The sequence below is a fragment of the Mycolicibacterium gadium genome, assembly GCF_010728925.1.
GTDB lineage: Bacteria > Actinomycetota > Actinomycetes > Mycobacteriales > Mycobacteriaceae > Mycobacterium > Mycobacterium gadium.
Genome location: NZ_AP022608.1, coordinates 5,061,546 through 5,087,796 on the forward strand (window position 1 = coordinate 5,061,546; position 26,251 = coordinate 5,087,796).

Consider the following 26,251-nt stretch of genomic DNA (forward strand, 5'->3'; position numbering starts at 1 on the left):
CACCTTGACCGGCGATGACGGATATCTGTTGGTAAGGGACCGCATCACCAGTCCCCCTGTACCCGCCGTTCTTCGATGGCGTCGACGCGCACCGTGCGGTGGACGATGCGCCAGCTGAGATCCTGGCCGATGGCGTAGCGGTCGATGTACCTGATGTGCATCACCAGGTCGTGACCGGAACCCGACGCACTAGAACTGAAGTGATGTGCGGTGCAATAAATCTCACCCTCGGCGCGATCACCGTCCACCTGAAAGAGGCCCTGTCCGAGAACGTGTGCGGTACGTGAAAAGCGATTGACAACCTTGATGATGTGTTCGAGCTCCCGGTGGCCGCTCAGGTGGCCGACCTTGTGACCAGGTTGTTCCACGCGCATGGTTGCGTCGGCTGCGAACACGCTGAGTAGCCCGGCGATATCACGGTGATCGATCGCTGCGGCGTAACGGCGGGAGAGCGTTTCAAGCTCGAGGTCAGGCGCAGCGGACTGAAGGTCCATTTGGTTGAAACCAATCACATTGCGGTCCGGCTGTCGCGACCCATGTCTGCTGGGCTGCGGCTGAACTCTCGGACCATCGCCTGAATGGTGTAGGAGGCAGCGAGGCGACCGTCACGAGTGTGCACCCGGCCCTCGCCCTGAACGAGGCCTCGCCCCGACCAGAACGCGCGATTGCTGTATAGCAGCCAGTCACTGACGTCGACGTCCTCGTGGAAGGCTATGGTCGCCTTCATGATTCCGGTGGACAACGTGTCGTGTGCGCGGGCCTCACCGAAACCGCGGTGTGGCCGCATGCCTGCGGCAATGGTCCAGTGCGTCGTCGATTGGGCCAGCAGTGCTTGATGTAGGTATTGCTCATCAGGCGCCTCCCGGAACCGGACCCAGGCGTCGATCGTCGGGGGCCCGATTCGCTCGGGATCGGGATCGTATGCGGCGTCGACGATCCTGATCTCGCGGCCGGGCATCCCGAAACCGGCGAACTGTGCGGCATCTTCGGGGCCGGGGGTGTCGGGCATTGGTGCACTGTCGCGAATGACGTCCTCGGCGCCTGAGTCGGCGAGAAGCAACCCAACACTCCGCAACGATCCATGCTGGCTGATCCGCACCTCGGTGGTCGAGAACGTTCGGCCGTGTCGGAGAACATCGACGTCGACTTCGACGGGTGCGGTGAACGATGCCGCCTTGGTGAAGATCATCGACACCGATGTGATCCGTTGTCCAGGAAGGGCTTTAGTGGCGGCGACGATGGCTTCTGCGACGAACTGACCGCCTTCTACGACATCACGGCGAGTTGGGCCGTGAGCCGGTCCGATGAATTTGCGGTCTGAGGTGGGTTCAACATCGATGAGGCGCAGCAGTTCGGCTGCATCACCCCACAGTGGGAACGTCGCGGGTACCTCGGTTCCGTCGGGCCATCTTTCGACGACGACGATGCGCAGACCGTGATCGTAGAACGACACATAACCTTTCAGGCCGGCGACTTCTGGCAGCGGCGTGCGGTAGGTCCACACGGCGTTGGCCCTCGGCCCATGCGGGCCGACGAGGTTCCAATAACCGGCCCGTCCCTTGAAGGGGCACACCGTGGTCTGATCAGACGACTCGAAGTACTGCCAATCAACCGACGATTCCGGAAAGTACAGTCTGTCCTCGTGATCGGTCTCGGTCACGATGAGACAGGCGTCGCTCTCGGCCAGCAGAGTGTCACCGGCCCAGACCTGTCCGGTGAGCTTGCAGGGCGTCAGGTCGATTCGGTAGTTCGGGTAGTCGGGCCAGAGCGATTGAACGTCATTGACGGTGTCCGCCATGAAATACCCTTTCCTCGGTCAAGCCGGTTGCGCCGGTGACGAGTACATCAGCCACGGTCCGTCCTAGTCGCTGGCGGGCAGCGGCTTGGCTTCCTTGATGGTCAACGGTGTAGAGCCGATCGACAGCGAACCCGCGCCGGCCTTGGTGACCAGCACTTCGGCCCCTGTGTCGTCGACGTAGCGTTTCCCCATCTGCGTGCCGTCGGCGAAACTGTCATCGAGGCTCAGGCTGCCATCGACCTCATCGCCGACAGGGACCATCGGCGCACCGCCCGCGCGGAGGTCGTCGAGCGCCTCCGAACTGCGCACGATGATGACCTGGGTGTCGCACACCTGACTCTTCAGCCGAGTGCCGTTCTTCATCATGTGAGCTCCTTCGCGCTCGTGTTCAGTTCATCGACGATTTCGCGCCGTAATACCTTGCCGGTCGCATTGGTGGGCAGTTGTTCACGAAAGACGACGCGGTCCGGGGTTCTCGATCCCCGCAGCCGTTCACGCACAAAACCCCGTAGCTCTTCGGGGTCGGGTTCGGAGTCACCGCGGGGTACGACGACGGCGACGATGATCTGCCCCCACTCGTCGTCGTCGGCGCCAACGACGACGCATTCTCGTACGTGCTGATGCTCGACCAGGACGTCTTCGATCTCGGCCGGCGCGATGTTCTCGCCGCCGCGGATGATGGTGTCGTCGGATCTGCCGCCGATGAACAGATAGCCGTCTTCATCGAGGTATGCGACGTCCTTGGTGGGGAACCAACCGTCTGCGTCGAGCACCGAGCCGATGCCGGTGTAGCGGCCCGATACCTGCTCGCCGCGCACGTACAACTCGCCGGGCTCGCCCGGGCCCAGCACGGCGCCGTTCGGCGCCCGGACCTGTACCTCGATCGTGGGGACGGGCTGGCCGACTGATCCGAGCCGTCGTGCCGTCGCGGGATCGCTTGACGCCAGCGCCGTGCGATGGTCCTCGGGAGTGAGGACGGCGATGGTGGAGCTGGTTTCGGTCAAACCGTACGCGTTGACGAACCCGACATGGGGCAACAGAGTCATCGCCTTGCGCACCAGCGGAGCGGCGACCTTCGATCCGCCATAGGCTAGCGTGCGCAACGAGGGCAGCAAAGGAGACTCGTCGAGCCCTTCGAGCACGGTCACGATTCTGTCCAGCATCGTGGGAACGACTGTTGCCGAGGTGACCGTTTCGCGATTTACCAGTCGGACCCATTCCGTGGCATCGAAGTTGCTGAGGTACACCGCTTTACGTCCGGCGTAGAGATTTGTGAGGGCGGCTCCGATGCCCGCGATGTGATAGGGCGGTACGCAGATTGCGGCAGCGTCACCGGGTTCTGCGGACGCGAACTCGACAGTTCCCATGACGTAGCTGGTGAGGTTGTTATGGCTCAGTTCAACGGCTTTGGGTGCCGACGTCGTGCCCGATGTGAACAGCACCACCGCCACCGAATCCGGGTCGGCGTATTCGGCCGCAGGTGGTGACGTCCGTGCTGTGGCGATGAACTCGGCAGGGGACATGATCTGCACGGCGTCGCCCGGTAGGTCTCCGACCATATCGCGGTACTCGTCGTCGACGATGATGACCGGCCTTGGAAGCCGTCCGATCAGCGTCCGCAAACCCTCCGCAGACAGGCGATAGTTCAGCGGCGTGATAGGTACTGCGGCCCGTGCCGCAGCGAAGACCATCAGTGGAAGCATTGCTCCGCCGGCTCCGACGTAAGCGACGTGCTGGGCTCCCGAAGCGCTGATCACGCCGGCAGCGCCGTCGGCGAGGGTGCTCAGTTCCGCGATGGTCAGGCGGAGATCACCGGAGACCACGGCGACGCGATCAGGCTCGGCCAGCGCCGCGTCCTGAGCCATCTCGAGCAGGAGTGAAACGCTCACGGCCGCAACGGTCCCGATGGCGACTTGACGACCAGCGATTCCACACCGACTTCCGGGAAGTCCACCACGCTGCCGAAGACGCCCGCCAACACTTCTGCGACGTCTTCCGGGGTCATCCTGCTCGCCTGGACAAGGCCGCGGGACATCCACTCCGTCGCAGCCTCTCCGAGTACGTCTGGATCGAATGCCGAGGTGAAATCCGTGGGGACGGTGCCGCTTACCTCGACGCAGCAGAATCTGTAGCCTGGATTCTCCAGGCGCCACGAGATCAGACACCGCTCCAGCGCCGCTTTGCTCGAGGAGTATGCCCCGAGCGCGGAGTGGGGATTACGCACCGAGTCAGAGGACATGGCAGCGACGATCGCCGAGGGCGTGAGAATGGGCAGGTGGGCGCGGATGGTCTCGTGTACACCAACGACGTTTGTCTCGAACACGTCGCGCCAGTCATGAGTATCGGTGTCGCCGAGATTCTTCAATGGTGCGTATCCGGTGCTGATCACCAGCAGATCGACCTCGCCCAATTGTTCGCGGGCTATCGCAGCGACACGGGCGCAATCCTCGGGTCTGCGCACATCGGTGACCACCGGTGTGCCCGAGCCAACTTCAGCGATGACTTCAGCGAGCTTGTCGGAGCGTCGAGCAGCAACGACGAGGTTCGCTCCCTCTTTACCCGCCCGGATCGCGAATGCTTTGCCGATGCCGGCTGAGGCACCGACGACGACGACCCGTTTACCTGACAGCGACCGCGCGGTCATGAGGCCCGTTGCGCGATCGACTTGATTTCCAGGTACTCCTCGAAGCCGGCCACGCCCATCTCCCGTCCGATACCGCTCTGCTTGTAACCACCGAATGGGACGTCAACGCCGTAGAACACCCCGCCGTTGACGTTCACCGTGCCCGTGCGAATGCGATTGGCCACCGAGCGCGCTCGGTCGTCCGACGCGCTCACCACGGATCCGGACAGGCCGTAACGCGAGTTGTTGGCGATCTCTACCGCATGGTCGTCACCGTCATGCGGGATGGCGACCAGGACGGGCCCGAAGATCTCCTCCTGGGCGACTGTGGCATTGGGATCGACATCGGTGAGCAGTGTCGGCTCGACGTAGTAACCCACCGGCAGATGCTCCGGAATGCCCCCGCCGACAGCCAGTGTGGCGCCTTCGTCGATTCCCTTGCGGATGTAAGCGAGCACCCGCTGTCGCTGTTCCTCGCGGATCAGCGGACCCATGAGGACCGATGAATCGGTGGGGTCGCCATACGACCAGCCCTTGAGCATGTCGGCCAGTGCGTCGACACCTTCGCGATACTTGGCTCGGGGCAACAGAAGTCGCGTGGTGTTGGCGCAGCCCTGTCCGGCGTGAGTAGTTGCGGCAAATGCGGCCGATGTGACTGCCGATCCGATATCGGCGTCGTCGAGTGCCACGAGCGCCGACTTGCCGCCGAGTTCGAGGAACACCTTCTTGATGGTCGCGGCTGCTGCGATCATGATGCGCGTTCCCGTTGCCGTCGAGCCGGTGAACGAGATCATGTCGACGCGCGGGTCTTCGCACAGCTGCTGGCCCACGTCGTGGCCCGCTGAGGTGACCACATTGACAACGCCAGGCGGAATGTCGGTGTGCTCGGCAATGAGCTGCCCGAGAAGTGTTGCGCTGTAGGGCGTGTCAGGCGCAGGCTTGAGAATCGCGGTGCTGCCCGCGGCCAGTGCGGGGATCATCTTTGCGAGGTTGATCTGCACCGGGTAATTCCAGGGAGTGATTGCAGCGACGACGCCCACTGGCTCTCGTCGTACGGTGCGACGGGTTTTGATGCCGAACGGCTCGGCGATTCCAAGGTCGGTTTCCCACGCGTAGCTCTCGGCAAGATCTGCGACCCAGGGCAGCCCGGCCAGGGGAGCGTCGATCTGCGGGCCATATGTCAGCGCAAGCGGGCAGCCGACCTCGGCAACGGTGGTGTTGCGAAGTTGGTCGGCATGCTTGACGAGCGCCTCGTGCAGTTGTCGGATGCACCGCACACGTAGATCGTGATTTGTCGACCAGTCCGTACTGTCGAAGGCTCGCCGCGCGGCCGTGATGGCTGCGTCCATATCCGCGGCAGTGACGTCGGCGGCGGAGCCGATAGCCTTCTCCGTCGCCGGGTTGACGTTGTCGTATGCGCCGCCCGCTCGCGCGTCAACGAGCCGGCCGTCAATCAACATCCGCTCTTCGCGCCAGATCTCGGTCATGGGTCTCCTGATCCTCTGACCTGCGCGCGCGAGGTCCACGCCGCAAGATCATAAAGAACAGTAGTACAGGGTTTGTTCAGTTGAACAGAGAGAGTGGGTAGTTGTGTCAGCGCAATCCGTTGACGGCGAACTTTTCGACGTACTTGCGGACGGTGTCGGGCTTGGACATGTCGAAAGTCTGCGCTTGATTGACCGTCGAGAACGAGTAAATGATCCTGGCCAGCCACTCGCTGGCGGCGGTGACGTCAATGCCCGCGCCGACCTCGCCGCGCTTCTGCGCTTCGCGGACATAGGGCACCAGGAATTCCGTGGTACGCCGGACGGCGGAATCGCCATCGGAAATCATGTGACGCATCAGCTCTGAGTCGTCGGCCATCAAGCGGTTGCGGGTGCGATGGTCCAACAGGATGATCGCGTGAGTCTCGGCCATGGCGCCGAGCTTCTCCGCGAGAGTCGACTTCTTGGCCATGGCCGCGGCAACCTGCTGATAGAACTTCTGGGCGCCGAATTCGATCGCCGCATCGATCAGCACATTGCGGTCCTCGAAATAGCGGTAGACCGTGCCCCGCGACACGTTCGCCATTCTGGCGACGTCCTGCACGCTGGTGCGATGGATGCCCAACTGGGTGAAGCACTGGTTGGCCGCCTCCAGGATCTGATCCTGTCGGTCGTGCTCGTCCTGCGTCTCGATGTCGGCCGTGGCCCGTTGGGTCGCCATCCCGCTCCTTGTCCGGTAGGGCCTGCTAGACGGCTCGAGTTGGCCCTGCCAAATAACCGATGCTACGCGACACGGCCTGTTCCTGTGCGCCGCCACGGTGCGGCCGCGTCGCCCTCGGCCGCGTTGAACGCACTGATCACTGCATATCAATATGACATAGTTCGTCCTATTGTTCAGTACTTCCCAAACGTCACCGGAGGTTGGAAGCGTGGAACTCGGACTGGAAGGCCGCAACTTTGTGCTTGTCGGCGGGACCACTGGCATGGGATACGGCACGGCCCGGGCGCTGGCCGGCGACGGTGCGAACGTCGCCTTGCTCGCGCGCGACGGTCAACGAGCCGAGGAGCGTGCACAAGAACTGACGACAGAGTTCGGTATCCGGGCCATGGGGATTGCCGTGGATGCGACCGAGAGCGGAGGAGCGGTGGATCGCGCCGTCGACCGCGCGGCAGAAGAGCTGGGCCCGCTACGAGGACTTGCCGTCACCGCAGGACCAATGAACCAGCAGGGGCCTTTCCTCGAACACGGCGACGACTCCTGGGATTGGTACTACCAGCTCATCCTGATGGCAACCGTGCGATCGTGTCGCGCGGTCATCCCACATCTACAGCGGAATGGCGGCGGCACCATCGTGACCACCGCCGCATATTCGGTACGAGCCCCGAAGATTCTGATCCCGCCCTACAACGCGCTGAAGGCATCTGTGCTGACGCTGTCCAAGATCTTGGCGAAGACACACGGCCCCGACGGAATCCGTGTGAACGTGGTGTGCCCCGGTCTGTTCGACACCGAAACGAACGACCACATCCGAGAGCATCGTGCACAGCAATACGGTGTGCCGCTCGAAGATGCGATCTACACCCACCTGTCGAGCAATCCCGACTGGAATATGAGAGTGGCGCTGGGCCGCGGCGGAAGACCGCACGAGGCAGGCGAACTCATCGCGTTCCTGCTCGGGGACCGCGCCGCGTACATGACCGGTGCCGTCATCAACATCGACGGCGGCACCGACTTCTGAACTCAGACGCCGATGGAGTCGGCCAACAGGCTGCGGTGGTAGCTCGGGTCTCCGAGCAACATCGCCGACGATTTCGCTCGCTTGTAATACATGTGCGCGGGATGTTCCCAGGTGAATCCGATACCGCCGTGCAACTGGATGTTGGCCGCTGCGGCACGCGCGTACACGTCCGAGCAGAACGCCTTGGCCAGCGCTGCCGCCGATTTGGACTCAATGGGAAAGTGATCAATGGCGTGGACGGCGTATTGCGCTACGCCTCTGGCGCATTCGATGTCGAGCATCAGGTCGGCGCAGCGGTGCCGGATCGCCTGGAAGGAGCCGACTGGTCGACCGAACTGGGTGCGGACCTTGACGTAGGCAACCGCCTGATCGAGGCACCGCTGAGCGCCGCCCACTTGTTCGTTGGCCAACGCCGCGGTCGCCTGACTCAGCGCGCGGCTCAGCCCGGGCCACGCATCCTCGAGACCGACCCGCGTCGCAGCGGTGCCGGTGAACTCGATGACGGCTTGGCGGCGTGTCGGGTCGAGGCTTGACTGCTCTCGGCGCACCAAATCATCGGTGCTCTCGACGGCGAAGAGGCCGACGGCCCCGGACGCGGTGCGGGCCACGACAATGACGAGATCGGCGATACCGCCATCTGGCACATAGTGTTTGGCTCCCCGCAGTGTCCATGCGGCACCATCTTGGTCGGCTGTTGTCTCGATGCCTTCGCGATCCCATCGTCCGGAGCGCTCTGTGAGTGCCAGGGTCGCGATGGTCTTACCGGAAGCGATGCCGGGTAGGTAGCGTTTGCACGCTTCGATGTCATCGGAACCCAGGAGTACAGCTGCAGTGAGCACTGCCGACGTGAAGTATGGACCGGGGAGCAGTGCCCGGCCCATCTCTTCTAGCACCAGACCGAGTTCGGTGAAGCCGAACCCCTCGCCGCCGTACTCCTCGGGAATGATCAACCCTTGCAGTCTCAGCTGATCGGCCATGGCTCGCCATATAGCCGATTCGAACCCCTGCGCCGACTCCATGACGCGGCGCACCTCGGGTTCCGGCGAGTGGTGTTCGAGGAACGCGCGCACCGTTGATCGAAACTCGCGCTGGTCGTCTGTGAGTGTGAAGACGGCGGAATCCGAGTCGGTTGTCATGTCATCCGTTCCTTGGATCGTCGGCGCTTCGACCTGTCGGGCTGACGCGCGGGGCGGAGTCGCTTCGGCGCAACGCCTGCAGCCATTCGCCAACCGGCGGTGGCGCGGGGACGGGAGTCTCGAGTCGCCCCGGATCGGCTGACCAGAACTCCGCCCAGCTGGGGAACGCGTCGTGAAAAGTTCCTACGTGCGCATTCGTGTTGGGCCAGCGCATCTTTTCGGGACCAAGCGGCGGATCGGTGATATCGGTCTGATACCAGAACAGCGGAGTCCGTCGAGCGAAATACCAACGGCCGTCGCGTCGTTCATATGCATCGAGATAGGCAAGCAGTTCGATCACCCATGTTGTCTCGGTTTCCAGATCGTTGCGCGAGTAGACGAGGCCGGTGGCGTGGCCGTCGTCATGGACGTCGATCACATGTGCAAGCGGTCCGTGTGCACTACCCAGCAGGTCGTGTCGCATCTCGGTGTCGTACCACTGACGCAACGCCTCCCGCCCACGACGTTTACCCGGCACTCCGACGTCCTCGACGAAGAGGTTGACGACAGCATTGAGGTCACGCATGTCCAGAGCCACAGCGTATTTGGCTGCGAGCTGACGGATTTCGTCGAGCGCTTCGAGACGTTCGATGCGTGCAGTGAGCGCTTCGATCGTGTTGTCGCCGCTCATGCGAGTGCGCCCGATGCCAACAACGTGCCGAGCGCGATCTTGTCGATCTTGTTGGTGGTGGTATACGGCAGGTTGTCCGCGTCGGGCAGGATGACCCACTTCTTGGGCACTTTGTAGGCCGCCAGTTGCTTGCGGCACTGTGCGGCCAGAGCGTCGGCCGACAGGTCGACACCGTCGTCGAGCACAACCACGGCACTGACCACCGCGCCCTTTACCGGGTCGGGCAGCCCGACGACGTAGGCGATGCGCACGCCGTCGATTCTGCTCAGCGTTGACTCCACTTCGATGGGAGCCACGTTGGCCCCGGAGGTCTTGATCATGTCGTCGGTGCGGCCCGCGAAGTAGAGGTGTCCGTCGTCATCGCGATATCCCGCGTCGCCGGTGTGATACCAACCGTCGGCATCGAATACGTCCCGATTGCTGCGCCCGACGATGCCGCGCATCATCGCCCAACCGCGCACGCAGATCTCGCCGGCCACCCCGTTGGGCACTTCCTGACCCGTCTCGTCGACCACCTTGTGTTCGTAGCCGGGTGCCGAAACTCCGAGCGACCCGCGCTTGGATTCCGGCACCTGTTCGTGGGGCGGCCACCAAGTGTGCGAGCTGCAGGTCTCGGTCATGCCGAGTTGTCGAACCCGAAGCGACGGGTCGTCAGCGCGCCGTTCCGGCGGCAGCAGCACCTGCTGGTAGCCCTCGCGGAGCGCGGACAGATCGGTGGTCGCGAAGTCGGGATGGTTCGTCAACGCGGGCCCGACGTGGGGGAACCCTGTCGCGTAGGTCGCCCGTTCGGCCGCCAACAGCCGCAGCACATCGGCAGGATCGAACCGGTGCTCGGTCAGGATCGTCACGCCGATCTGCATCGGTCCCAGAAGCCCGAAGATCAGGCCGCCGACCCAGAAGAAGGCCATCGGAATATAGACGCGGTCGGTGGGATCCCATTCGTGTTGGCTTGCGATGAACCGGGAATGCGCGATCGCAGTGTTCTGAGAGTGGATGATGCCCTTGGGATTTGACGTACTTCCGGAGGTGTAGATGATCACCATGTCATCTGTGGGGCGCACCGTCGACTCGCAGGCATCGAGGAAGGACTGCGTGACGGGTTCGGGCCAGCCCTGGGCATCGAGGGGCAGCAAGAACACATTGCGCAGGTGCGGTAGCCGATCGGTCAGGACCGGGTTGGCGGTGCCCGGCGCTATTCCGGTCGCCTGCACGAGTCGGGCCGCTACGTCCTTGCCCAGCAGAGTGGACACCGACACCACTGTGTGGACATCGGCGTCGCGAAGCAGCCATTCGAGTTCGGGGGGCTGGAAAAACGTGTTGATGGGCACCGCCACCGCCCCGATCCGGGTGGTGGCCAGGAACGCGACCGCGAAGTCAGGGCCATTGGGTGCCAGGATGCCGACCCGGGACCCTTTGGTCACGCCGGCGGCCAATAGTCGTCGCGCCATCTCCGCCGATCGTTCACCCACTTCGGCGTAGGTGATGCGTTCGTCGGTACCGGCCCCGTCCGAAGACACGACGAAGTCGGCGGGGCCGAAGCGCTCGACAAGTTCGGCGAGCATCGACGGCATGACAGCCGGATAGGGAAGCGGATCGTAGGCGAATGTGCGGGTCGGACTCACCCTGGCTACCTCGATCGGACTGAACAGATTTGCATTGGGTGTTTCATCGTACAACGAGCCCGACTATGGCATCCACTGCCCGCCGGACACCGAGACCATCTGGCCGGTGATGTGTTTGGCCGACGGTGAGCACAGGAATGCGACCGTCTTGGCAATGTCGGCGGGTTCACCGATGGAACCGGTAAGTGTCGTGGAGCGCATTGTTTCGAGTTCTTCATCGCTCTTCCGCGAGAGCAGCCACGGTGTCGCGGTGGTCCCGACGACGACGGTGTTCACCCGCACCCCGAGCGGACCGAGTTGCACCGCCATCAGCCTGGACAGGCCTTCGACACCCGCCTTGGCGGCGGCGTACGCAGCGGGCCCGGTGCGGACGCCGTGCGCAGACACCGAGCTGATGTTCACGATCGCGCCTGATCTCTGCTCGACCATCTGGCGTGCGGCGACCTGCGCCATGATGAAGGTGCCGGTGAGGTTGACCGCGATGATCCGATTCCAATCCTCGTCCGTTTGGTCGAGAAACGTTGCGGGCAAGGTCATACCTGCGTTGTTGACCAGTGCCTGGATTGCGCCGTGGGCGGTCGCGAGCGCACCGAGTTCGCGTTCGACGGCTGTGCGGTCGGTGATGGAGAGTTCGACCGGGATCACCACGCCCGTCCGGGCGGCATCACTGTCGCTGATCTTGGCCAGCGCCTTGGCGTTCACATCGACCACGGCCACCCGGTAGCCGGCAGCGACCAGCTCGTCGACGATCGCCTCGCCTATTCCACGAGCGCCGCCGGTCACCACCGCCAGCCCACGGTTACCCGACATGGCGGCGCCGATCTTCTCTGACCAGCCGCTCGATGCGGTTGATGGACGGTCGAAGGAGGACGACCGCCTGGCCCATAAGGGCCACCAGATCACCGCGGCCGTCGCGCGCCACCCACGTGTCGATCGCGGCGCGGTTGGCTCCGTTCACGACCGTGGCCGCCAAACGGGGGCGCAGATCTGAGTCGGGGTCGGCATCGAGCCACCGGGCGACCTCGCGGGTCATCTGGTCGATCCAGTCGTCGTTGATGCGCAGCCGCGTCGCACGCAGTGCGGGGTGACTTGCGTACATTCGGGCACGGACCACGAAGATCTCCGGTTGTGCGGCGATCGCTTCGGCGACGGCGGCCGATGTCTCAGACAGGGCCCCCCACAATGTGGTGGAGCGTGATGCGCGAAAGCGCCGAGTGGCCTCGTCGAGCCTCTCGGCGTAGCCGTCGAAAAGGATGTCCTCTTTGGTTGCGAAATGGTGGAAATACGTCCGTGGCGCGACCCCTGCGGCGGCGGCGATCTGATCGACGGTGGTGGCGTCGTAGCCCTCGATCTCAAAGAGTTCGACCGCTGCGGCAATGAGCGCCACCCGGTTGCGTTGGCCCCGCATCCGACGTTGATCCATGACCGTCATCCTCGCAGCGTCGCGGTGCCTGCCGACAGGGCAACGACCGAACCCTGACTGGTGCGGAACTGCACGCTCGTGCCGCGCCGCCAGACTTCGGTGCTCAAAGGGGTGCCGAGCATCACCGGTTTGGCGAATCGGCAGCTGATCGAGTGAAGGGCCGTGGGGTCGCCGCCACCAAGACTGTTCACCAGGGCGCGCGCGGCAAATCCGAAGGTGCACAGGCCGTGCAGGAAAACATCGTTGAAGCCAGCCTTCTTCGCGGCGTCGGGATCGATGTGCAGCGCGTTACGGTCACCGTTGAGGCGGTAGATGGCAGCTTGTTCGGGCCGCACCTCGTCGACCACAGTGACGTCGGGCGGTCCCGAGGGCTCATCGGCCGACGCAGGCCCGCGGTCTCCGCCGAATCCGCCGCCGCCGAGCACCATCGTCTGTCCCACCGCGACGAACAGTTCGCCGTCACCGTCGGTACCGCGCGTCGTGACCTCGATCGAGGCGTGTTTGCCTTTGTCCCACACCGCGGTGACCTCACCGGTCACCGCGACCTCGCCGCGGGGTTGCACCGGGCGAGACACCGACAGCGACTGTCCGCCGTGCACGATTGGAAACGTTCCGAGATCGAGGACGCTGCGCAGATCCTTGACCGCCCACCAGTTCGCCAGCAGGGCGAAGGTCGGCAGCACCGCGGGACCACGGCGTTCGTCGAGGAGGCGGAGCTCGTCCGGTGGTCGGGCACCGACCCCGAGCGCGTAGAGGATCGTGTCGGCTTCCGTCCAGGCAAACGTCGTCGGATCGAGCTTGGTGCCCACTGCATTCGCGTCAAGGCTCAACGCAACCTCCCGGTGACCGTATTGAACGGATTGACGATATATGTTCGATCGTGCAATATAGTGGCAGTAACTGCAACTAGTTTCTAGGAGCGATCGGAATGAAGTTCGGCGTATTCATCCTCGGCGACAAGCCCAACCACCTGTCCGATCAGCAGGTGTTCGCCAATGTGTTGGAGGAGGCGCGCTGGGCCGAGGAACTCGGTTATGACGAGGTCTGGCTGGCTGAGCACCATTTCTCGCCCTACGGCATGCTGGCCGATCTTCCGTTGGTTGCCGCTGCCATTGCCGCGCAGACCGAGCGCATCCGTATCGGCACGGCGTGCATGGTCAGTCCTTTTCACAACCCGATCCAGCTCGCCGAGCGTATTGCGATGGTCGATGTATTGTCCGGTGGGCGCTTCGATGCCGGGTTCGGTCGCGGATACCAAGCCCACGAGTTCAAGGGCTTCGGAATTTCGATGGACGAGGCGACCGGCCGCTATCAGGAGTGTGTCGACATCGTGAACCTCCTGCTCACCCAGGAGAATGTGAGCTATGCGGGCAAGTATTTCCAACTCGAGGACGTGACGATCTATCCGCGTCCGGTGCAACGGCCCGTTCCGGTATGGGGCACCGTGATGAAAACTCCCTCGAGCTTTGAATGGTTGGCAGACAAGGGTTTCGGCGCGATCATCGGCAATCCCTACACGGTCGACCCGGACCTGCAGGGTGCTCTGGACATCTACCTGGAGACACAGGCCAAGAAGGGTCTCGAGGCCGCCACCGAGAACGTCTGGGCGCTCCTCAACGCGTTCTGCCACAACGACGACGGTTTCGCCCGTACCTATCCGCGGCAGAGCGTTGAGCTGTCCATCGAGACGCACCTCAAATATTCGAATCCGTTCGAGCGCGGCGGCGAGATTCCAGCCGATTACAAGGCCTACTCGGATTGGTTCGAAAAGCACGACAAGCAGAGCTATGAGCAGGTGCTCAACTCGCATCTCACGTTGATGGGTGACCCCGAGCGCATCATCGGCAAGATGCAGGCCGTCATCGATATGGGCTGGCGCAACATCATGCTGCGGATGTCGCGAGGTGGTGCCATGGACCGCGCCAAAGTCTACGAGTCGATGAAGTTGTTCTCCCAAGAGGTGATTCCTGCCGCGACCGAACTCGCAGCAGCCCCGGCGTGACGCTGTGACGAGCATCCGTGGCGTGGCGGCCATCGTCGGCGTCGCCGACGAGGTATCGCCGGAAGGCGTCATCGATGTGCCACTGCGGCAGCTCGAGGCGCAAGTCGTCCGGGCGGCACTGGCCGACGCGGGACTGAGCCTCAAAGACGTCGACGGACTGTGTTCCTGCACGGGTGGCACGTTGATGCACTCTGTCGAACTGGCCGAATATCTGGGCATCACACCGCGTTTCACCGATGCGACGCAGACGGGCGGTGCCAGTTACGGGCTATATGTCGAGCATGCGGCGGCGGCGATCGCGGCGGGCCTCGCCGAAACCGTGGTGATCGTCTACGCATCGACACCCCGCGCAGCGCGTCGACGGGGCGAAAAGGGGATGGGTGTGTTCGCCACGCCCGAGCGTCTCGAATGGGAGACGCCCTTCGGGGTGATGCTGCCGATCAGCGCCTACGCGTTGGCCGCGAATCGGCACATGGCTCAATTCGGTACCACTGCCGAACAACTCGCGCAGATCGCTGTCGACACTCGTACCTGGGCCTCCCTCAATCCGCGCGCACACCTTCAGAACGCAATCACCGTCGACGATGTGCTGAACTCCGGCTTCCTCGCCGAGCCGATGCACAAATTGGAATGCTGCCTGGTCACCGACGGCGCGGGAGCGATAGTGGTCACCTCGGCGGCACGGGCTCGCGATCTCGAAAAGGCCCCGGCATACGTGTTGGGGGCCGCCTCGGCCGCATCGCACACGATGATTTCGCAAATGCCCGATTTGACGGTGACCCCCGGCGCGGTGTCAGGACCCGCGGCGTTCGCTGCCGCCGGGCTCTCCCCCGGGGATGTCGATGTTGTACAGCTGTACGACTCATTCACCATCACTGTGCTGCTGGCCCTCGAGGACCTCGGCTTCTGCGCCAAGGGGGAGGGCGGGGCCTTCGTCGGCGATGGCGCGCTGGCCCCGGGCGGCGCGCTGCCCGGCCAGACCACCGGCGGCGGACTCGCCTATACGCACCCCGGTGCCTTCGGTGCATTCCTGCTCGTCGAGGCGACTCGCCAACTTCGCGGTGAATGCGGCGATCGACAGGTGGATGCCGACGTCGCCCTGGCGCACGGAACAGGCGGCGTGTTGTCGGCGACGTCCACGGTGATACTCGGAACGGAGGCGACGTTGTGAGCGAGGACGTTCCCGCCATCCCGCTCCCCGAGCCGAGCGCGGTCTCGGCGCCCTATTGGGAAGCGACCCGGAGCAAGAGGCTGGCAATGCAGCGGTGCGTGAATTGTTCTCGCCTGGTGTGGTATCCACGCTTTGCATGTCCGCACTGCGGCGGCGATGAACTGGCCTGGGAAACGTTGTCCGGTCGCGGTGTGGTCTACGCGGTCAGTGTGCATCATCGTCCGGCGCTGCCCGCTCTCGCCGACAAGGTGCCCTATTCCGTCGTGCTCATTGACCTGGCTGAGGGTGCACGCATCATGTCGAATGTGTTCGGTGTCCCGCCACAGGTCGGGGACGAGGTCGACGTCGCATGGGTGCCGCTGCCGGATGGGCGCAACCTGCCGACTTTCGAGTGCAGGTAGTCGTGTCTGCGCCAGACGTCGAACTCCAGCGACGGCGTGAGGAACTGGTCTTGCGACACGTCGCAGGCGAGAATGACCGTGATCTCGAGGCGATCATGGCGACATTCACCCATCCGCGTTACGAGATCGTCCCGACCGGCATGGTCTTCGACGGAGACCAGCAGGTCCGTCAGATGATCCTGCGTCAGTGGGATGAGTTACCTCGGCTGCATTACTCGGCCGAAGCCATATTCCACTCCGCTGACGGGCTGGTCGTGGAAACCAGGACGACGCGTCCTGGTGCTGCGGTGGACATGCTCAGCATCAACCTGTTCATCTTCCGCGGCGACGGGCTGATCCTGGAGCGCTGCTATTTCGATCGGATGCTGTTTGCCGCGCAGATGCAGGCCGCCACCTGACTGCACGATTGAACACATATCGTCATATTGTAGAATTCTCGCCGACCCGGCAAGGAGTGTGATGTCCGCTCAAACAGGCACTGAGGCCTCGGCGCCGAGCACAGACCTCGCGGTCGAGTTCTACCGACTGATGAGCAAGGTGCAACACGGCGACAAACGAGTGCGCAAGGCGTTGTCCTCGGGAGAGGCGGCGATGAGCTACTGGCCGGTCGACGGTCAGGAGGCGATGTCGGCAGGCGCGATGCTTGCGTTGGCCGATGGGGACCAGTTGGTCACCACCTACCGCGGACTCGGCGATGTCTTGGCCAAGGGCATCGATCTGGAGGCCTACTTCGCCGAGATTCTCGGACGCCGCGACGGATTGTCGAAGGGCAAAGCAGGCGCGATGGGTATCTGCGACCCCGCACACGGCATCGCATGGACCACCGGCATCGTCGGTGCAGGCCCCTTGATCGCCAACGGCATCGCGTTGGCCGCTGCGCGCCGCGAGACCGGGCAGGTTGTCCTGGTGAGCTTTGGCGACGGAGCCACCAGCATCGGCTATGTCCACGAGGCGATGAACATGGCCGCGGTCTGGTCACTGCCGGTGATCTTCTTCTGCCAGAACAACGCGTGGGCCGAGGGCACCGCTTACGACCGATACACGCGCGCCGCCCAGCTGTCCGACCGCGCCGTGGGTTACGGAATGCCCGGGGTCACCGTCGACGGCACTGATCCACAAGCCGTCTACGACGCGGTTTCGGCGGCGGCTGAACGAGCGCGAGCCGGAGCGGGCCCGACATTCGTCGAGGCAAAGGCCTACCGGTTACAGGGCCACTATTTCGGCGACGCGATGGGATACGCGGACCAGGAGGAACTGGCCGCCAAACGGTCCGACCCCCCGTTCGTCCGATACCGGGCGCGGTTGATCGCCGATGGAACCGCTACCGAAGCGGAACTCGATGCCATCGACAACGAAGTGACCGCTGAACTCGACGCAGCCTTTACTGCCGCTGCTGCGTCGGAACCCCCGGTTGTCGACGAACTCACCCGAGATGTGTTCTCCTGCAACGGGTCAGAGCTTGCTGAACCCGGCCAGGTGCATGCCGTCCTGCCAGGGGGGGACACCGAGGAAATGGGTTTGGTGCAGGCGATCAACAGGACACTTGACCGAGCGATGGCCGCCGACGAGTCTATTGTTCTGCTCGGCGAGGACATCGGCGATCCGTCGGGCGGTGGCATGTTCAAAGTCACCGCCGGTCTCTCGGGTAAGTATGGGGAAGGTCGCGTGCTCGACACCCCGATCGCGGAATCCGCGATCGTGGGTGCGGCGATCGGAGCCTCGTTGGGCGGCCTGCGCCCAGTTGCCGAGTTGATGTTCATGGACTTCCTGGGCGTCGCGATGGACCAGATTGCCAACCACGCGGCAAAGGTGCGTTACATGTCCGGCGGTCGCAAAGGCGCGCCGCTGGTGATCAGGACGATGGTGGGAATGGCTGCAGGACCGCAACATTCGCAAGCGCTCGAAGCCTGGGCCATGCACACACCTGGGCTGAAAGTCGTCTGGCCGAGTACCGCTGCTGACGCCGCCGGACTGCTGAAAGCCTGTCTTCTTGACAACGATCCGTGCCTGTTCGTGGAATCCATGAAGCTCTACTACGGGGGCGGCAAGGGGCCCGTGCCGGTTTCCGACTACGTGATCCCGCTCGGTCAGGCCGACGTCAAACGCCAGGGATCCGATGTCACCGTCGTTACCTATGGCGTCATGGTGCATGCGGCTTTGGAGGCGGCTGAAAGGCTGGCCGGCGAGGGGATTTCGGTCGAGGTCGTAGATTTGCGCACGTTGGTACCGCTGGACCTGGCAACGGTTTTGGATTCGGTCCGCAAGACGACTCGACTGGTGGTCGCCCACGAATCAGTCGGATTCTGTGGCCCGGGCGCCGAGATCGCCGCCGCGGTTGGTACCGAACTCTTCGGTGTGCTCAGTGCGCCGATTCAGCGCGTTGCAGGGACTTACACGCCGATCCCACGGGCGGCGACGCTGGAAGCCGCCTGCCGACCGGGCGCAGACCAGGTGGTCGAGGCGATCAGGAGTATTTCGTGACAGAAGTGCGGATGCCCAAGCCTGGTGACGCAATCACCGAAGCCGAGATCACCGAGTTCTTCCACGAGGAGGGCGGGTCCGTCTCCGAAGGTGAGCCGCTGTACTCCATTGCCACCGACAAGGTGGAGATGGACATCGAGTCTCCCGCGACCGGCACGGTGTCATGGAAGGTCTCCGAAGGTGGCACCTATGAGGTCGGTGAGCTGATCGCCGTCATCTCGTGACCGAACTCCCAAGCCGCGTTGACCTGGGCGCCGAAGAGCTGTCCGGGACCATCGCCGGTGACACGCTCACGGTAACCATCAATCGGCCGGAGAAGCGGAATGCGCTGACTGCCGACGGGTATCACGGAATCAAGCGAGCGGCGATGATCGTCGCCGACGAGCCCACACTGAATTTCCTCGTCATCACCGGTACGGGCGACACATTCTGCGCGGGCGGCGACATGAACGCTGTCGGCAACCCTGAGCGGCGATGGGATTCGTTCACCGACGCCTACGACGCCACTCCGTTCGAGACATTGGGCAAGGTCCCGAAGATCGTGGTGTGCGCTGTCAACGGACTCGCTCTTGGCGGCGGGCTGGTGATGACGCTCTATGCGGATCTGGTGATCGCCTCCGACAGAGCCCGGCTCCGCGTACCTGACTTGACTCGCGGTGTCTACGAGGCCTTTATCGCCGCGCGAATCCCACAGCGAGTCGGCACGCTGCGGGCCAATCACCTGATCTACGGCAACGATTGGGTCGACGCCAGCGAGGCCGAACGACTCGGCCTCGTCGGCAAGGTCGTGCCGCATGAGTCGCTCGCAGCCGAGACCACCGCGCTGCTCGACCGGGTGCGCAACACCGGCCCTGCGGCGCGCGCCGCGATGAAGCGTGAAATGGCTCGTGCGCTCCCGCCTGTCGACGCGTCGGGTTACTGGGCGTCGATGGGCACCCCAGAACAGATCGAAGCGTTCACCGCATTCCTGCAGAAGCGGCCTCCGAAATGGCCGGCCACCGTCGACCGTGACGCGTTCGTCGCTACCCGTCGGCCGGCGTGGATGCCAGCACCAACTCATCCCGAAGGGACCGAAATCCGTTGATCTCCACCAGGTTCACCGAAGCGTTCGGCATCGAACATCCGATCGTGCAAGGCGGCATGCAGTGGGTTGGCCGCGCGGAACTGGCTGCCGCGGTATCGGATGCCGGCGGTCTGGGACTGGTCACCGCGCTGACTCAGCCCACCCCTGCCGACCTCGCGAACGAGATCGCCCGCGCCCGGGATCTGACGGACAAGCCGTTCGGGGTCAACCTGACGATCCTGCCGACCATCGATCCGCCGCCCTACGATGAGTACCGGCAGGTGATCGTTGATGCCGGGATCAAAATCGTGGAGACGGCCGGTTCGAATCCGGGTCCGCATCTGCCGATGTTTCACGACAACGGGATCAAGGTGCTGCACAAGTGCACCTCGGTGCGGCATGCGGTCAAGGCTCAGAGTCTGGGTGTGGACGGCATCAGCATCGACGGTTTCGAATGCGCCGGTCATCCTGGCGAGGACGACATTCCCGGTCTGGTCCTGATACCCGCGGCGGCGAGGGAGATCGAGATTCCCATGATCGCCTCGGGCGGGTTCGCCGACGGTAGGGGGCTGGTTGCCGCGCTGGCGCTTGGCGCCGACGGTATCAACATGGGGTCGCGGTTCATGTGCACCGCGGAGTCGCCGATCCACCAGAAGGTCAAGGAGGCGATCGTGGCGGGGAACGAACTGGGCACGGAGTTGATCTTCCGGACGTTGCGCAACACAGGCCGGGTGGCGAGCAACACTGTCTCACGTGAAGTCGTCGAAATCCTCAATCAGGGCGGCCAATTCGAGGACATCGCACATTTGGTCTCGGGTAAGCGCGGGGTCAAGGTGTACGAGACCGGGGATCTGGACGCCGGCATCTGGTGGGTCGGGACGGCGATGGGGTTGATCGACGACATACCGACGGCCGGGGAACTGGTTTCGCGCATCGTGACCGAGGCGGAGGCGATCATCGGCAAGCGGCTAGCGGGCGCACTCCGATGACCGAACTCCCCGCCGGCACATCAGAACTCACCGGATGCGAAGAAATTCTCGTCGCCAACGACGGCGCCGTGCGGATCGTGACGCTGAACAATCCCGGCAACGCCAATGCCGTGAATAACCGGATGCACGGTGCCTTTGCGAGGCTGTGGACCACCCTCGGTGAAGATCCCGAAGCCCGCGCGGTGCTGCTGACGGGGACCGGTGACTTCTTCTCTGCGGGCGGGGATCTCGTGGAGTGGCTGCACACGCATGTGGAGAACCCGGTAACCCGTCGCGAAGGCATGCGTGATGCTCGCCGGATCGTGCGCGACATGATCGACTTCCCGCTGCCGATCGTCGCGGCGGTCAACGGTCCGGCGGTCGGATTCGGTTGCAGCATCGCCGTCTTATGCGACATCGTGCTGATGTCGGACCGGTCGTTCTTCGCGGACACGCACGTCGCGAGCGGCCTGGTGGCCGGCGATGGCGGTTCGGTGTTGTGGCCGCTACTGATGAGTCTGTTAAAAGCCAAGGAGTATTTGCTCCTCGGAGAGCGCATCAAGGCCGAGAAAGCCGTCGAACTCGGGTTGGCGAACCGCGTAGTTCCCCACAGCGACATCAAGACCGAGGGCCTGGCGCTCGCTCATCGGCTGGCTGCACTTCCCGCGCGCGCGGTCCAGGACACCAAGCGCACCCTGAACCTGCACGCTGAGCGCGCGGTCACCGCGATCTTGGAATACGGGATCTCTGCTGAGACAGAGTGTTTCACCACCCCGGAACACCGTGCTGCGATAGACAAGTTCCTCGACAAGTCATGACCGGCATCCACGGCGCGAATCCGGATCCGCTGATCTTGATCGAGAATCACGACGAGATCGCGGTGATTTGGTTGAACCGTCCGGCGCAGCGCAATTCGCTGCGCTATGAGTCCTGGTCGGAACTGGCCTCCGCGCTGACAGCGACTTCTGGGGCAAGCGGCATCGTCATCGCGGGTGCACAGGGTTTCTTCAGTGCCGGAGGGGATTTGAAGACGGGCCCTGCGCACGGCTCCGGGCCCATGGGGCCGGCAGGGAGGGTCGAACACGCACAGCGGGTCATGGAGCAGCTTCGGTCGGTTTCCGTGCCGACGGTCGCCGCGGTCGAGGGGGCCGCGGTCGGTCTCGGCTGGAGCCTGGCTCTGTCCTGCGATCTGGTGGTCGCCGCGCGCGATGCATTCTTCTCGGCGCCGTTCGTCACCCGCGCGGTGGTGCCCGACGGCGGATTGGCGTGGCGACTCACCCAGCAGCTCGGCAGGCACCGCGCATCGTCACTGTTGTTGCGCGGCAACAGGTTACCTGCCGAAGAGGCGTATCGGCTGGGACTGGTCACCGACCTCGCAGAACCTGGCGTGGTAGTCGATGACGCCATCGCTATCGCGCGTTCGCTTGCCGAGTCCGAACCGGGCGCGGTCGAGTTGACGAAACGACTGGTCGCATCAGCCGAAGCCGCCCAACTGGCTGCCTTCCACCCGTTGGAGTTGGCGGTGGCCACCGTCGCGCAGCAGCGATCGGCTAGCGAGGCAGCCCGAGGCCAGTGGTCGAGATGAGATCCCGCTGAATTTCGCTTGTCCCGCCGCCGATGGTGTGCAGGAGCGAGAGCAGCAATCCCTCCGAAAAGTGGCCGTGCAGAACGGCATCGGGGTCATCGGGCATCAGGGCACCCGCCGGCCCCAGGAGAGTCGCGCCCAACTGACGGAGTTCCGCGGTGAGCTCGGAGTGATAGAGCTTCGACAGTGACGGGAGCGCGGGATCGAGGGCGCCCGCGGCCTGCTGTTGGGCTACCCGATAGGACAGCGCGCGGCCGACCTCGACCCGTTCCACTGCATGTGCCAGCGCGAGCCTGTTTGCCGGGTCGGCCAGCGGATCGTGCGACGAGCCTCGTTGAGCGTGGCACCAGTCCACCAATTCGTCCAGGTAACGCTGCGCCTGGGCGGCGCGGGTGACGTTCGACCGCTCGGCGACCAGCAGAGCCTTCGCGACTTTCCAGCCATCACCTTCACCGCCGACCAGGTTGGTCGCCGGGACGCGAACCCCGTCGAAGAACTCCTCGGCGAACGTCGGATAGCCCGTCATCGAGCGAATGGGGCGACGCGTGATACCTGGCGAGTCGAGGTCGACGAGGAAGAACGAAATGCCCGCCTGCCGCTTCTCCCCGAGCGGCGTGGTCCGGGCGAGGACGAAGATCCAGTCGGCGAGTACACCATTACTGGTCCAGGTTTTTTGCCCGTCGAGGATGTAGTCATCGCCGTCGCGGCGGGCAGTCATGCGCAGCGCGGCGAGATCGGATCCCGCTTCGGGCTCGGAGTAGCCCTGCGCCCACATTCGTTCGGACCGGGCGATCTTGGGGAGGTGCTCGACCTGCTGCTCTCCGGTACCGAATCGGAACAGCACCGGAGCGAGCATGTTGACGCCATTGGTATTGACCATCGGAGCGCCGGCATAGGCGAGTTCCTCGCGGATCACCACTTGCTCGACAATCCCCAGTCCACCGCCCTCGAATTTCGCGGGCCAGTGCGGTACGAACCAGCCTCGTTGGTGCAGTGCCTGGCAGAACTCGACGGCGCGTTCATGCGCTTCCCGCGGCCAGTAATCGGGATTCGCTGCGGTACGCCGAAATTCGTCGGGCAGATTGGCGGCCAGCCACTCCCGCAGCTCGTCGCGCAGCCCGTCGATCCGGGGTCCGCCTCCAAATCGGACGATCGGGCTCAGCGGCACGGTCAGACCCGGTCCGATGGCTTGGCGGCCTTCTTCATCAGCTCCACCATGTAGTCCTGGAACTCCTTGGACCCGGTGACCACCGCTTGCAGGTCATTGCTGGCCTGTTGATGTGTGCGAAAGCCCATGTTCTCCCATGCGCGCAGGATGCCGGCCTTGGTTGCCTGCAATGTGATCAGCGGTGCCTTGGCGATTTTGGCCGCCAGTTCCTCCACCTCAGCCTCCAACTGGTCACGCGGCACGACGCGGTTGACCAGGCCGAATTCAAGCGCCTGTTCCGCGGAGATTTTCTGAGCGGTGTACAGGTACTCCGCGGCACGCTTGTAGTTCATGAACACCCACGGTTCGAACATCGTCTCCGAACCGGGCAGTCCGAACCCGGGCACCAACGGCATCTGGAACCAGGCGTCGTCGCTGCACACGGTGATTTCAGGAATGAGTGCCCAGGTGGTTCCGCCGCCGATGGCATATCCGTGCACCTGCGAGATCACCGGCTTCGGAAACTCCCATAGCTTGAGCACCGGCCACAGGAACAGTTGAGCGGCCGAACGCCAGACCTTGCCCGAAGCCTCGAGTTCGGCCTTGAACTCCGGATAACTGCCGTCGGGGACATGGCCCGAGCAGAACCCCTTGCCGTTGGCCTTGATGATGACCACCTTGATGTCGTAGTCGTACTGCGCATCATCAAGCGCTGCGTTGACGCTGTGCACCATCTCAGAGGTCTGGGCGTTGGCACGCTCTGGGTTGTTGAGGATGATGCGCGCGATCGGCCCGTCCTTTTCGTATATGACGTGGTCTAACTCCCGCGTTTCCACCTGCTATGTCCTCCTCAACGGCCTAGCTCCGGGCGCTCTGATGGTAGTGCAATTAAACATATTATGTAATAGTGTTCTACTTGGAAGGACGGTGCCGATGACGACGACGGACTTGCGGTGGGATCCCTTTGACCGCAGCCTGCACGCCGAACCGTACTCGGTGTGGAAACGGATGCGGGACGAAGCGCCGGTCTACTACAACCCGGAGTTCGACTTCTACGCGCTGAGCCGGTTCGACGATGTCATGACGGCGTCGCTCGACACCGAGGCGTTTTCCTCCGAGCACGGGATCACCCTCGACATGATCACCGAGGATCCGTGGGGATCGCCCAAGGCGATGATCATGATGGACCCGCCGGATCACACGTCGCTGCGCAAGATGGTCAACCGCACGTTCTTTCGGAGCAGGATCGCCAAGCTCGAGGATTATGTCCGCGAACTGTGCCGCGGGTACCTGGATCAGTACGTGGGCACCGATGGGTTCGACTATGTGCGCGACTTCTCGGCAAAATTGCCGGTGATGGTCATCAGTTCGCTGCTCGGTTTTCCCGAGGAGGACCACGACAACCTCCGCGAGTGGTCCGATGCGCAGGTCCATCGCGACGAGGGCGAGGTGGAACGCAGTGCGGCCGGCGACGAGGCCTCGGCAAAGCTGTTCGAGTACTACCGTCAGCAGATCGAACTGCGACGGCAGCATCGCACCGCCGACATCGTCAGCGACCTGATGGACTCCGATCTCGTCATGCCCGACGTCGACCCGCGCCGACTCGACGATGGCGAGCTGCTCGTGTTCATCGCGATGGTCAATGTGGCGGGTAACGAGACAGTCGCACGCTTGCTAGGTTGGGCGGCGCTGACGCTGGCGCGCAATCCCGAGCAGCGTGCGAAATTGGTGGAAGACCCCGGACTCATCGGCGGCGCGGTCGAGGAGCTGCTGCGGTACGACGCGCCGTCGCCGATTCAGGGCCGTTTCACACTGCGCGACAGCACCTATCACGACACCGTCATACCTGCGGGATCAAAAGTCGCGCTGCTGACCGGATCGGCCGGGCGCGACGAGCGTCAATACGTCGATCCCGATACGTTCGACGTGACGCGCACGGGAATCCGACATATCAGCTTCGGTCATGGCTCGCACTTCTGCCTCGGTGCTGCGCTCGCCCGGCTGGAGGCGCGCGTCGCCATCGAGGAGACGCTGAAACGTTTCCCGACGTGGGAGGTCGACGAGGCTGCGGTCGAACACGTCCACACGAACTCGGTGCGTGGTCCCGCCAGCGTTCCCGTGAAGCTGTGACCACGGGGCTCACAGTCCGGACGGAAGCCGGTGTGCGCTGGTTGGTGCTCGACCGACCCGACGTCGGCAATTCCGTCACCCGCGCGATGCAACGCGACTTGATCGACAACCTGGCCTCGGCGTCCGCGGATCCCGAAATTCGGGCCGTCGTTTTCACCGCAAGCGGTGAGCGGCATTTCTGCACGGGCCCAAACCTGCGCGACCCGAATATGCGGCCGAGCCAAGACCGGATCGCCGGTGATGCGGCCAGAATCCTGCGTACCGGATCTCAGTCCGTGGTCGCCGCGCTGCTGGACTGCGACAAGCCGGTGATCTGCGCGCTCAACGGTGTCGCGGCAGGGGTCGGCGCCAGCATGGTTCTCGCTTGTGACCTCATCGTGGCGGTGGAATCAGCGAGGATCATCGAACTGTTCGTCCGTAGGGGTCTCGCGCCCGACGGCGGCGCTGCGTATCTCTTGACCCGGAAGTTGCCGTTCAACGTCGCCAAGAGGTTGGTCTTGTTCGGTGAGGAGTTGTCGGCGACCGAAGCCCATCGGATCGGCCTCGTCAACGAGGTTGTCGCCGACCACGACGAACTGCGCAATGTGGCTTCTGAATGGGCGCAACGGCTGGCGAGCGGGCCGACTCGGGCGTTGGCGGCGGCGAAGATGATGCTCAATCAGGCCCTCGATGTGGACCGAGCATCGGCATTCGTCAGTGAAGCGCTGTTGGTCGAGCAGGTCGCCAATACCGCCGATGTCGCCGAAGGGGTTGCGGCCTTCACGGAAAAACGCGATCCGCGGTTTCAGGGCCGGTAGCCGGCGCTTCA

Annotated in this window: 28 protein-coding genes and 1 pseudogene; 14 read left to right on the forward strand and 15 right to left on the reverse strand. The window is 63.8% G+C overall.

The window, feature by feature from the left end; genetic code table 11:
• Nucleotides 1-44: 44 nt before the first annotated feature.
• The 7 genes from G6N36_RS25090 to G6N36_RS25120 all read right to left on the reverse strand — a co-directional run bounded on the left by G6N36_RS25090 (nucleotide 45) and on the right by G6N36_RS25120 (nucleotide 6,626).
• Nucleotides 45-494, reverse strand: a complete 450-nt coding sequence (locus G6N36_RS25090; protein ID WP_163689447.1) for a nuclear transport factor 2 family protein — start codon at nucleotides 492-494, stop codon at nucleotides 45-47.
• 14 nt (nucleotides 495-508) lie between these two features.
• Nucleotides 509-1,798 (reverse strand): DUF427 domain-containing protein, encoded by a 1,290-nt coding sequence (locus tag G6N36_RS25095; RefSeq protein ID WP_163689448.1) that lies wholly within the window; start codon nucleotides 1,796-1,798, stop codon nucleotides 509-511.
• 63 nt (nucleotides 1,799-1,861) lie between these two features.
• Nucleotides 1,862-2,164 (reverse strand): hypothetical protein, encoded by a 303-nt coding sequence (locus tag G6N36_RS25100; RefSeq protein ID WP_163689449.1) that lies wholly within the window; start codon nucleotides 2,162-2,164, stop codon nucleotides 1,862-1,864.
• On the reverse strand, nucleotides 2,161-3,687 hold the full coding sequence (locus tag G6N36_RS25105; RefSeq protein ID WP_163689450.1) for a class I adenylate-forming enzyme family protein: 1,527 nt from the start codon (nucleotides 3,685-3,687) through the stop codon (nucleotides 2,161-2,163). Before G6N36_RS25105 ends, G6N36_RS25100 begins: the two co-directional genes overlap by 4 nt.
• On the reverse strand, nucleotides 3,684-4,442 hold the full coding sequence (locus tag G6N36_RS25110) for an SDR family oxidoreductase (RefSeq protein WP_163689451.1): 759 nt from the start codon (nucleotides 4,440-4,442) through the stop codon (nucleotides 3,684-3,686). The genes G6N36_RS25105 and G6N36_RS25110 overlap by 4 nt, the downstream gene beginning before the upstream one ends.
• Nucleotides 4,439-5,908 (reverse strand): aldehyde dehydrogenase, encoded by a 1,470-nt coding sequence (locus G6N36_RS25115; protein ID WP_163689452.1) that lies wholly within the window; start codon nucleotides 5,906-5,908, stop codon nucleotides 4,439-4,441. The genes G6N36_RS25110 and G6N36_RS25115 overlap by 4 nt, the downstream gene beginning before the upstream one ends.
• Nucleotides 5,909-6,014: 106 nt before the next feature.
• Nucleotides 6,015-6,626 (reverse strand): TetR/AcrR family transcriptional regulator, encoded by a 612-nt coding sequence (locus G6N36_RS25120; protein ID WP_163689453.1) that lies wholly within the window; start codon nucleotides 6,624-6,626, stop codon nucleotides 6,015-6,017.
• A 208-nt stretch (nucleotides 6,627-6,834) separates the two neighbouring features.
• Between G6N36_RS25120 and G6N36_RS25125 the strand changes: the two genes are divergently transcribed.
• Nucleotides 6,835-7,644: an SDR family NAD(P)-dependent oxidoreductase gene (locus tag G6N36_RS25125; RefSeq protein WP_163689454.1), complete on the forward strand. Its 810-nt coding sequence runs from the start codon at nucleotides 6,835-6,837 to the stop codon at nucleotides 7,642-7,644.
• 2 nt (nucleotides 7,645-7,646) lie between these two features.
• On the opposite strand, the gene G6N36_RS25130 is transcribed toward G6N36_RS25125, so the two are convergent.
• The 6 genes from G6N36_RS25130 to G6N36_RS25155 form a co-directional block, all read right to left on the reverse strand.
• Entirely contained in the window at nucleotides 7,647-8,780 is a 1,134-nt protein-coding gene (locus G6N36_RS25130; RefSeq protein WP_163689455.1) for an acyl-CoA dehydrogenase family protein, read from the reverse strand.
• 1 nt (nucleotide 8,781) lies between these two features.
• Nucleotides 8,782-9,450, reverse strand: a complete 669-nt coding sequence (locus tag G6N36_RS25135) for a nuclear transport factor 2 family protein (RefSeq protein ID WP_163689456.1) — start codon at nucleotides 9,448-9,450, stop codon at nucleotides 8,782-8,784.
• A complete protein-coding gene (locus tag G6N36_RS25140; protein WP_235690161.1) occupies nucleotides 9,447-11,072 on the reverse strand; it encodes a class I adenylate-forming enzyme family protein in 1,626 nt (541 codons plus the stop codon). Before G6N36_RS25140 ends, G6N36_RS25135 begins: the two co-directional genes overlap by 4 nt.
• Before the next feature lie 63 nt (nucleotides 11,073-11,135).
• Nucleotides 11,136-11,882, reverse strand: a complete 747-nt coding sequence (locus tag G6N36_RS25145) for an SDR family NAD(P)-dependent oxidoreductase (protein WP_163689458.1) — start codon at nucleotides 11,880-11,882, stop codon at nucleotides 11,136-11,138.
• Nucleotides 11,872-12,504 carry a TetR/AcrR family transcriptional regulator gene (locus G6N36_RS25150; protein WP_235690162.1) on the reverse strand — a complete coding sequence of 211 codons (633 nt, stop codon included), beginning with the start codon at nucleotides 12,502-12,504 and terminating at the stop codon, nucleotides 11,872-11,874. Before G6N36_RS25150 ends, G6N36_RS25145 begins: the two co-directional genes overlap by 11 nt.
• Nucleotides 12,501-13,325, reverse strand: a complete 825-nt coding sequence (locus tag G6N36_RS25155; protein WP_163689459.1) for a MaoC/PaaZ C-terminal domain-containing protein — start codon at nucleotides 13,323-13,325, stop codon at nucleotides 12,501-12,503. The genes G6N36_RS25150 and G6N36_RS25155 overlap by 4 nt, the downstream gene beginning before the upstream one ends.
• A gap of 98 nt (nucleotides 13,326-13,423) precedes the next feature.
• Here G6N36_RS25155 and G6N36_RS25160 point away from each other — a divergent pair, with 98 nt between their 5' ends.
• The 11 genes and pseudogenes from G6N36_RS25160 (at nucleotide 13,424) to G6N36_RS25205 (ending at nucleotide 22,166) form a co-directional block, all read left to right on the forward strand.
• Nucleotides 13,424-14,497 (forward strand): LLM class flavin-dependent oxidoreductase, encoded by a 1,074-nt coding sequence (locus G6N36_RS25160; protein ID WP_163689460.1) that lies wholly within the window; start codon nucleotides 13,424-13,426, stop codon nucleotides 14,495-14,497.
• 4 nt (nucleotides 14,498-14,501) lie between these two features.
• A complete protein-coding gene (locus G6N36_RS25165; RefSeq protein WP_163689461.1) occupies nucleotides 14,502-15,668 on the forward strand; it encodes an acetyl-CoA acetyltransferase in 1,167 nt (388 codons plus the stop codon).
• On the forward strand, nucleotides 15,665-16,069 hold the full coding sequence (locus G6N36_RS25170) for a Zn-ribbon domain-containing OB-fold protein (RefSeq protein ID WP_235690163.1): 405 nt from the start codon (nucleotides 15,665-15,667) through the stop codon (nucleotides 16,067-16,069). Before G6N36_RS25165 ends, G6N36_RS25170 begins: the two co-directional genes overlap by 4 nt.
• A gap of 2 nt (nucleotides 16,070-16,071) precedes the next feature.
• Nucleotides 16,072-16,467, forward strand: a complete 396-nt coding sequence (locus G6N36_RS25175) for a nuclear transport factor 2 family protein (RefSeq protein WP_235690164.1) — start codon at nucleotides 16,072-16,074, stop codon at nucleotides 16,465-16,467.
• A gap of 193 nt (nucleotides 16,468-16,660) precedes the next feature.
• Nucleotides 16,661-17,461 (forward strand): annotated as a pseudogene (locus G6N36_RS30390) (thiamine pyrophosphate-dependent dehydrogenase E1 component subunit alpha); the annotation flags it as partial.
• 120 nt (nucleotides 17,462-17,581) lie between these two features.
• On the forward strand, nucleotides 17,582-18,550 hold the full coding sequence (locus G6N36_RS30395; RefSeq protein ID WP_372512430.1) for an alpha-ketoacid dehydrogenase subunit beta: 969 nt from the start codon (nucleotides 17,582-17,584) through the stop codon (nucleotides 18,548-18,550).
• Nucleotides 18,547-18,774 carry a biotin/lipoyl-containing protein gene (locus G6N36_RS25185; RefSeq protein WP_163689465.1) on the forward strand — a complete coding sequence of 76 codons (228 nt, stop codon included), beginning with the start codon at nucleotides 18,547-18,549 and terminating at the stop codon, nucleotides 18,772-18,774. The genes G6N36_RS30395 and G6N36_RS25185 overlap by 4 nt, the downstream gene beginning before the upstream one ends.
• Nucleotides 18,771-19,634: an enoyl-CoA hydratase/isomerase family protein gene (locus G6N36_RS25190; protein ID WP_163689466.1), complete on the forward strand. Its 864-nt coding sequence runs from the start codon at nucleotides 18,771-18,773 to the stop codon at nucleotides 19,632-19,634. The genes G6N36_RS25185 and G6N36_RS25190 overlap by 4 nt, the downstream gene beginning before the upstream one ends.
• Complete coding sequence (locus tag G6N36_RS25195; protein ID WP_163689467.1) at nucleotides 19,631-20,602, forward strand: NAD(P)H-dependent flavin oxidoreductase; 972 nt, start codon at nucleotides 19,631-19,633, stop codon at nucleotides 20,600-20,602. The genes G6N36_RS25190 and G6N36_RS25195 overlap by 4 nt, the downstream gene beginning before the upstream one ends.
• Nucleotides 20,599-21,399 carry an enoyl-CoA hydratase/isomerase family protein gene (locus G6N36_RS25200; protein ID WP_163689468.1) on the forward strand — a complete coding sequence of 267 codons (801 nt, stop codon included), beginning with the start codon at nucleotides 20,599-20,601 and terminating at the stop codon, nucleotides 21,397-21,399. Before G6N36_RS25195 ends, G6N36_RS25200 begins: the two co-directional genes overlap by 4 nt.
• The gene (locus G6N36_RS25205) at nucleotides 21,396-22,166 is read left to right on the forward strand and encodes an enoyl-CoA hydratase/isomerase family protein (RefSeq protein WP_163689469.1); all 771 of its coding nucleotides are present in this window, start codon (nucleotides 21,396-21,398) and stop codon (nucleotides 22,164-22,166) included. Before G6N36_RS25200 ends, G6N36_RS25205 begins: the two co-directional genes overlap by 4 nt.
• Here G6N36_RS25205 and G6N36_RS25210 read toward each other — a convergent pair.
• Complete coding sequence (locus tag G6N36_RS25210; protein ID WP_163689470.1) at nucleotides 22,132-23,334, reverse strand: acyl-CoA dehydrogenase family protein; 1,203 nt, start codon at nucleotides 23,332-23,334, stop codon at nucleotides 22,132-22,134. The genes G6N36_RS25205 and G6N36_RS25210 overlap by 35 nt on opposite strands.
• Before the next feature lie 2 nt (nucleotides 23,335-23,336).
• A complete protein-coding gene (locus G6N36_RS25215) occupies nucleotides 23,337-24,149 on the reverse strand; it encodes an enoyl-CoA hydratase/isomerase family protein (RefSeq protein ID WP_163689471.1) in 813 nt (270 codons plus the stop codon).
• Between the two features lie 97 nt (nucleotides 24,150-24,246).
• Here G6N36_RS25215 and G6N36_RS25220 point away from each other — a divergent pair, with 97 nt between their 5' ends.
• Both G6N36_RS25220 and G6N36_RS25225 read left to right on the forward strand, forming a co-directional pair.
• A complete protein-coding gene (locus G6N36_RS25220) occupies nucleotides 24,247-25,443 on the forward strand; it encodes a cytochrome P450 (protein ID WP_163689472.1) in 1,197 nt (398 codons plus the stop codon).
• Entirely contained in the window at nucleotides 25,440-26,240 is an 801-nt protein-coding gene (locus G6N36_RS25225; protein ID WP_235690165.1) for an enoyl-CoA hydratase/isomerase family protein, read from the forward strand. The genes G6N36_RS25220 and G6N36_RS25225 overlap by 4 nt, the downstream gene beginning before the upstream one ends.
• Nucleotides 26,241-26,251 lie beyond the last annotated feature (11 nt).

Excerpts from the sequence above, each read along its gene's own strand:
- G6N36_RS25090 (WP_163689447.1), bottom strand. The coding sequence starts at position 494 with ATGGACCTTCAGTCCGCTGCGCCTGACCTCGAGCTTGAAACGCTCTCC.
- G6N36_RS25095 (WP_163689448.1), bottom strand. The coding sequence starts at position 1,798 with ATGGCGGACACCGTCAATGACGTTCAATCGCTCTGGCCCGACTACCCG.
- G6N36_RS25100 (WP_163689449.1), bottom strand. The coding sequence starts at position 2,164 with ATGATGAAGAACGGCACTCGGCTGAAGAGTCAGGTGTGCGACACCCAG.
- G6N36_RS25110 (WP_163689451.1), bottom strand. The coding sequence starts at position 4,442 with ATGACCGCGCGGTCGCTGTCAGGTAAACGGGTCGTCGTCGTCGGTGCC.
- G6N36_RS25115 (WP_163689452.1), bottom strand. The coding sequence starts at position 5,908 with ATGACCGAGATCTGGCGCGAAGAGCGGATGTTGATTGACGGCCGGCTC.
- G6N36_RS25120 (WP_163689453.1), bottom strand. The coding sequence starts at position 6,626 with ATGGCGACCCAACGGGCCACGGCCGACATCGAGACGCAGGACGAGCAC.
- G6N36_RS25130 (WP_163689455.1), bottom strand. The coding sequence starts at position 8,780 with ATGACAACCGACTCGGATTCCGCCGTCTTCACACTCACAGACGACCAG.
- G6N36_RS25135 (WP_163689456.1), bottom strand. The coding sequence starts at position 9,450 with ATGAGCGGCGACAACACGATCGAAGCGCTCACTGCACGCATCGAACGT.
- G6N36_RS25145 (WP_163689458.1), bottom strand. The coding sequence starts at position 11,882 with ATGTCGGGTAACCGTGGGCTGGCGGTGGTGACCGGCGGCGCTCGTGGA.
- G6N36_RS25150 (WP_235690162.1), bottom strand. The coding sequence starts at position 12,504 with ATGACGGTCATGGATCAACGTCGGATGCGGGGCCAACGCAACCGGGTG.
- G6N36_RS25160 (WP_163689460.1), top strand. The coding sequence starts at position 13,424 with ATGAAGTTCGGCGTATTCATCCTCGGCGACAAGCCCAACCACCTGTCC.
- G6N36_RS30395 (WP_372512430.1), top strand. The coding sequence starts at position 17,582 with ATGGGTTTGGTGCAGGCGATCAACAGGACACTTGACCGAGCGATGGCC.
- G6N36_RS25200 (WP_163689468.1), top strand. The coding sequence starts at position 20,599 with ATGACCGAACTCCCCGCCGGCACATCAGAACTCACCGGATGCGAAGAA.
- G6N36_RS25205 (WP_163689469.1), top strand. The coding sequence starts at position 21,396 with ATGACCGGCATCCACGGCGCGAATCCGGATCCGCTGATCTTGATCGAG.
- G6N36_RS25220 (WP_163689472.1), top strand. The coding sequence starts at position 24,247 with ATGACGACGACGGACTTGCGGTGGGATCCCTTTGACCGCAGCCTGCAC.